Genomic DNA, 6,345 nt, shown 5'->3' with positions numbered 1-6,345 from the left:
ACGCCCCCGTCCTCGGGGAACACCGTGCGCAGGCTCTCGTGCCGCCCGACCACGTCCGCCAGCGCCTGCGCCAGCGCGGCCCGGTCCAGCGCGCCGGAAAGCCGCAGCGCCAGCGGGATGTTGTAGGTGGCGCTCGGCCCCTCCAGCCGGTGCAGGAACCAGAGCCGCCGCTGCGCGTACGACAGCAGCACCCGCTCCGGCCGCACCACCGGGAGCAGCGCCGGGCGGGCCTGCCCGGCGTCCTCGGCGAGCCGGCCGGCCAGTGCGGCGACGGTCGGGGCCTCGAACAGGGTACGGATCGGCAGCTCGACGCCGAGCGCCGTCCGCACCCGGCCGACCACCCGGGTGGCGAGCAGCGAGTGCCCGCCGAGGGCGAAGAAGTCATCGTCGACACCGACCACGGGCGCGCCCAGCGCCTCGGCGAAGATCCCGGTGAGGATCTCCTCCTGCGGGGTGCGCGGGCCGCGTCCGGCCCCGCCGCCGGTGGCGAACTCGGGTGCGGGCAGTGCCTTGCGGTCCAGCTTGCCGTTCGGGGTGAGCGGGAGCACTTCCAGCCCGACGAAGGCCGCCGGGACCATGTACTCGGGCAGCGCCCGGGCGGCGTGCGAGCGCAGGGCGCCGAGGTCCAGCGCCTGCCCGGCGGCGGGCACCAGGTAGGCGGCCAGCCGCAGGTCCCCCGGGCGGTCCTCGCGGACCAGCACGGCACTCTGCGCGACTGCCGGGTGAGCGGCCAGCACGGCCTCGATCTCGCCGAGTTCGATCCGGAAGCCGCGGATCTTCACCTGGTCGTCGGCGCGGCCGGCGAACTCCAGTCCGCCGGTCTCCGTCCAGCGGGCGACGTCGCCGGTGCGGTACATCCGCGCGCCGGGAGGGCCGTACGGGTCGGCGATGAAGCGCTCGGCGGTCAGGCCGGGGCGGCCGAGGTAGCCGCGCGCCAGCCCGGCGCCGCCGACGTAGATCTCGCCCGCGACTCCGGGGGCGACCGGGCGCAGCCCGCCGTCCAGGATCTGGATCCGCAGGTCGGGGATGGCGCCGCCGATCATGCTGCCGGGGCCGGCGGCCGCGCTCGGGGCGTCCAGCGCCAGGTGGCTGACGTGCACGGTGGTCTCGGTGATGCCGTACATGTTGACCAGCACGGGAGCACGGTCGTCGTGCCGCTCGTACCAGTCGGCCAATCGCCACAGGTCGAGCGCTTCACCCCCGAACACCACATACTTCAGGGCGAGTTCGCGGCGCAGCTCGGGGTTCTCCCGGTCCGCCTGCATCAGCTGGTAGAAGGCGGACGGGGTCTGGTTGAGGACGGTGACCCGCTGTTCGGCGAGCAGCCGCAGGAACTCCTCCGGCGAGCGGCTGACCGAGTACGGGACGACGACGAGCCGGCCGCCGTGCAGCAGCGGGCCCCACAGCTCCCAGACCGAGAAGTCGAAGGCGTAGGAGTGGAACAGCGTCCAGACGTCCTGCGGGCCGAAGTGGAAGAACCGCTCGGTGGCGCCGAACAGCCGGACCACGTTCTGGTGCGGGATCACCACGCCCTTCGGCCGGCCGGTGGAGCCCGAGGTGTAGATGACGTACGCAGGGTGCTCCGGACGCAGCGCCGTCACCGGGGCGGTGTCCGGCCGGGCGGCGAGTTCGGCGAGCACGCCCGGGGCGTCCAGGACGACGCGCGCGGTGTCGCCGGCCGGCACGTCGGTGGCGGCGTCGGTGAGCAGCAGCGCGGGCTGCGCGTCCGCAAGGGTGTAGGCGAGCCGGTCGGCCGGGTACTCGGGGTCGAGCGGCACGTACGCGGCGCCGGCCTTGAGCACGGCGAGGACGGCCACCACCAGGTCCGCCGAGCGGGACAGCGCCAGCGCGACGAAGTCCTCGGGGCCGACGCCGCGTTCGACCAGCAGATGGGCCAGCCGGTTGGCCCGGGCGTCCAGCTCCCGGTACGTCAGCTCGGTGTCCCGGTGCGTGACGGCGACGGCCTCGGGAGTGCGCGCGGCCTGGGCGGCGAACAGCTCCGGGACGGTCGCGGGGGCCACCTCGGCACCGTCGCCGTTCCACTCGACCAGGACGCGGTGCAGCTCGGCCGGGCCGAGCAGGTCGATCCGGCCGACCGGCTGGGTCGGGTCGGCGGCGATCGCCTCGAACAGGCGGACCAGCCGCTCGCCGATCAGCCGGACGGCGTCGGCGTCGAACAGCTCGGGTCGGTGGTCGAGGCGCAGCTGCAGCCGCCCCTCGACCACGCTGGCGATCACGCCGAGCGGGTAGTGGGTGGCGTCGATCGCCTGCAGGTCGGCCAGCCGCAGCTCACCGACGGCGGGCTGGAGGGCCTGCGGGTCGAGCGGGTAGTTCTCGAAGACCGCGATGGTGTCGAAGAGCCGGCCGTGCCCGGCGAGGCGCTGCACCTCGGTCAGGCCCAGGTGCTGGTGCTCCATCAGGTCGGCCTGCTGGTCCTGCATCCGCGCCAGCGCGTCCACCAGCCGTTCACCGGCCTGGAGTCGGGCGCGGACGGGCAGGGTGTTGATGAACAGGCCGACCATCGTCTCGACACCCGGGAGCTCCGGCGGACGGCCGGAGACGGTCGCGCCGAACACCACGTCGTCGCGGCCGGTGAGCTTGGCGAGCAGCAGCGCCCAGGCGCCCTGGAGCACGCTGTTGAGGGTCAGCCCGTGCCGGCGGGCCTGGCTGCGCAGCTGCGCCGTCAGCTCGGCGGACAGCTCGACAATCCGGTGCTCGGGTGTGCGGGTGGCCTGCTCGGGCTCGGCGCCGGCCAGCAGGGTCGGCTCCTCCAGCCCGGCCAGCGCCTGCCGCCACGCCTCCCGGGCCCCGTCGGCGTCCTGGTCTCCCAGCCAGGCCAGGTACCGGCGGTACGGCGTGACGGCGGGCAGCGCCGTCTCGTCGCCGCCCCGGCCGTACAGCTCGAACAGCTCGCGTACCAGGATCGGCATCGACCAGCCGTCGAGCAGGATGTGGTGCTTGGTCAGCACCAGGGTGTGCCGCTGCTCACCGAGCCGGTACAGCGCGAAGCGCAGCAACGGCGGGCGGGCGAGGTCGAAGCGGCGGCCCCGGTCGGCAGCCAGCAGACGGGTCAGTTCGGCCTGCCGGGCGGCCTCGTCGGCGTGGCCGGACAGGTCGGTCGCGGTCCACGGCAGCTCGACCTCGTGCGGGATCAGCTGGACGGGCCGGGCCAGGCCCTCGTGCCGGAAGGCCGCCCGCAGGTTGGGGTGGCGGCGCAGCAGGCCGTCGGCGGCGGCGCGCAGCGCGGCCGGGTCGAGCGGGCCGTCCAGGTCGAGGACCAGCTGCACGGTGTACACGTCGGCGGCCCGCTCGTCGTAGAGCGAGTGGAAGAGCAGTCCTTCTTGCAGCGGGGAGAGCGGGAGCACGTCCGCCAGGCCGGGCTTCGTCACTTTGAGATCCTCCAGTCAGCTTCCAGCAGGTCGATCTCGGCCTGGGACAGGGTCACGAGAGAGAGGTCCGAGGGGGTGTGGCCGCCGCTGCCGGCGGTGCGGGCGTGCGCGGCGGTGACGGCCAGCGCGCGGAACCACAGGTCGGCCAGTTCGGCCACGGTCGCCTCGGGGACGGCGCCGTCCGGCCAGGACCAGGTGGCCACCAGCCGGGGGCCGTCCGGGTGGTCCTCGGTGAGCGCGTTGAGCTCCAGCGCATGGGTGAGCGGCATCGCCGGGTCGGCGCCGCCGCCGAGCGCCGGTGCCTCGGCGGCCGCCGTCCAGGGCTCGCGACCTGCGGCGGGGAAGCGGCCCAGGTAGTTGAAGCCGAGCTGCGGCTCGCCGAACACCGCCAGCTGCGGGCCGGTCGCCGGGTTCAGGTGGCGCAGCAGACCGTGGCCGAGGCCGTGGTCGGGCAAGGCGCGCAACTGCTCCTTCACCCGCTTGAGCGCCTGGCCGACCGGGGCACCGCCGGCCCAGATCCCGGCCCAGTCCCGGACAACCGGGTCGAGCCGAACGGGGTACAGGCTGGTGAACCAGCCGACCGTGCGGGAGACGTCGGCACCGGGGAGCACGTCCTCGCGGCCGTGGCCCTCCAGGTCGACCAGCACCGAGCCGTCGCCCCGGCGGCCGCTCCGGCGGCGGTGGTCGGCGACGGCGAGCGCGAAGGCGGTGAGCAGGACGTCGTTGACGCCCGCGTGGTAGACGGCCGGGACGCTGGTCAGCAGCTCGGCGGTGAGCCCGGTGTCCAGGGTGCGGGTGAGGGTGCGCTCGGTGGCGACGACGTCCCGGGCCGGGTCGAACGGGCGGTCGCCGATCAGCGGGTCGAGCCCGTCCAACTGGCGCTCCCACTGGGACAGTTCAGCCCGCCGGCGGGGGTCGACAGCGGCCTCGGCCAGGCCCTCGGACCAGGTCCGGAAGGAGGTCGGCACCGGCTCGGGGGCGGGCGTGCGGCCTTCCCGTACGGCTTCCCAGGCAGCGGCCAGGTCCGGCACCAGGATGCGCCAGGACACGCCGTCGACCACCAGGTGGTGGACGACCAGCAGCAGCCGGCCGGCGTTGCCGGGGCCGGCGTCGAACCAGACCGCCTGGAGCATGGCTCCGTGCTCCGGGTCCAGCCGGTCGGCGGCCTCCTCGCTCTCCCGGGCCACCAGTTCGGTCAGGTCCGGGGTGGTGGCGGCGGTGAGGTCGATCCGGCGCACCAGCTCGGCGGCGCGTACGGTGCCGGGCGGCGGGACGTCCAGCGCGGGACCGTCTGCGCGGACCAGCCGGGCGCGCAGCGCGCCGTGGTGGTCCAGCACGGCCTGGAGGGCGGCGGTCAGGTGCTCCTCGGTCAGCTCGGCCGGGGCGTGCAGCAGCATCGACTGGTTGAACCGGCCGATCGGGCCGCCGCGTTCGAGCAGCCAGCGCATCACCGGGGTCGCCGGGATCCGGCCGATCCCGCTGTCCTCGATGGCAGGGCCCGCCGCTTCCGGCGCCGACTCGTCGGCGATCACGGCGAGGGCGGCGACGGTCTTGTGTTCGAAGACCTGGCGCGGGGTGATCACCAGGCCGGCCTTGCGGGCGCGGCTGACCAGCTGGATGGAGACGATGCTGTCGCCGCCCAGATCGAAGAAGCTGTCGTCGACACCGACCCGGTCGAGGCCCAGGAGGCCGGCGAAGAGCTCGCAGAGGACCGCTTCGCGGTCGGTGCGGGCGGCAGTGCCGCTCGCGGCGGTGGACAGGTCGGGGGCCGGCAGGGCCTTGCGGTCCAGCTTGCCGTTCGGGGTCTGCGGCAGCTCGCCCAGCGGCACGACGGCGGCCGGCACCATGTAGTCGGGCAGCAGCCTGCCCACACCGATGCGCAGTCCGGCCGGGTCGAGCTCGGCACCGGCGGCGGGGACGACGTAGCCGACGAGCTGACGCACGCCCGGCTGGTCCTCGCGCACGACGACGGCCACCTGGCCGACACCCTCCTGCGCGGCCAGCGCCGCTTCCACCTCGCCGAGCTCGATCCGGAAGCCGCGCACCTTCACCTGGTCGTCGGCGCGGCCGACGTACACGAGTTGGCCGTCCGCGCCCCAGCGGGCGAGGTCGCCGGTGCGGTACATCCGGGCACCGGCCGGGCCGTACGGGTCGGCGACGAAGCGCTGCGCGGACAGATCGGGGCGGTTCAGGTAGCCCCGCGCCAGACTCGGGCCGGCGATGAACAGCTCGCCGACCACACCGGGAGCCACCGGGCGCAGCCCCGAATCCAACACGTACAGAAGGGAGTTGAACACGGGAGAACCGATCGGCGGAGCCTCGCCGCCACTCAGCGCGCCACTCATCGAAGCACACACGGTCGACTCCGTCGGACCGTAAGCGTTCACCAGACGACGGCCCCGCGACCAGCGGCCCACCACCTCGCCCGACAGCGCCTCACCGGCCGACACCAACGTGCCACCCGCCAGCAGCCCGGCATCCGCGTCCATCGCCGCCAACACGACCGGCGGCAGCGTCGCGTGCGTCACGCCGTACTCCACCAGGGTGCCCGCCAGGGCCTCGCCCGGCAGCAGCCGCTCGGCCTCCACGACGACCAGCGCCGCACCGGACAGCAGACCCATGCACAGTTCCCAGAACGCCGCGTCGAAACTCGGCGACGCGAACTGCAACACCCGCGAACCCGGACCGACCTCGAACCGCTCCACCTGTGTGGCGAGCAGGCCGGCCACACCCGAGTGCGACACCACGACGCCCTTCGGGCGACCGGTCGAACCGGAGGTGTAGATCAGGTAGGCCGGGTTCGACAGTCGCGCGGGGCTGTCGAGTTCGGCACCCGACCGGGCTGCCACCGCTTCGACGATCGCCGGATCGTCCAGCACGACGACCGGACGGCCCTCGGGTACCCGGTCGGCCACGTCGGAGCGGGTGAGGACGAGCAGCGGCTGCGCGTCGTCCA

The 6,345-nt window shown here is 74.4% G+C and carries 2 protein-coding genes; both read right to left on the bottom strand.

Features of this window, described 5'->3' with window-relative positions:
• A partial coding sequence (locus ACFVVA_RS41975) for an amino acid adenylation domain-containing protein (protein WP_387695990.1) occupies nucleotides 1-3,389 on the bottom strand: 3,389 nt, incomplete at its 3' end.
• A partial coding sequence (locus tag ACFVVA_RS41970; protein ID WP_387695989.1) for an amino acid adenylation domain-containing protein occupies nucleotides 3,386-6,345 on the bottom strand: 2,960 nt, incomplete at its 5' end. The genes ACFVVA_RS41975 and ACFVVA_RS41970, both read right to left, overlap by 4 nt.

This window comes from Kitasatospora sp. NPDC058048, assembly GCF_042885555.1.
In the GTDB taxonomy this organism is placed as follows: domain Bacteria; phylum Actinomycetota; class Actinomycetes; order Streptomycetales; family Streptomycetaceae; genus Kitasatospora; species Kitasatospora lactacystinica.
This window is presented reverse-complemented; position numbering and strand designations above follow the sequence as displayed.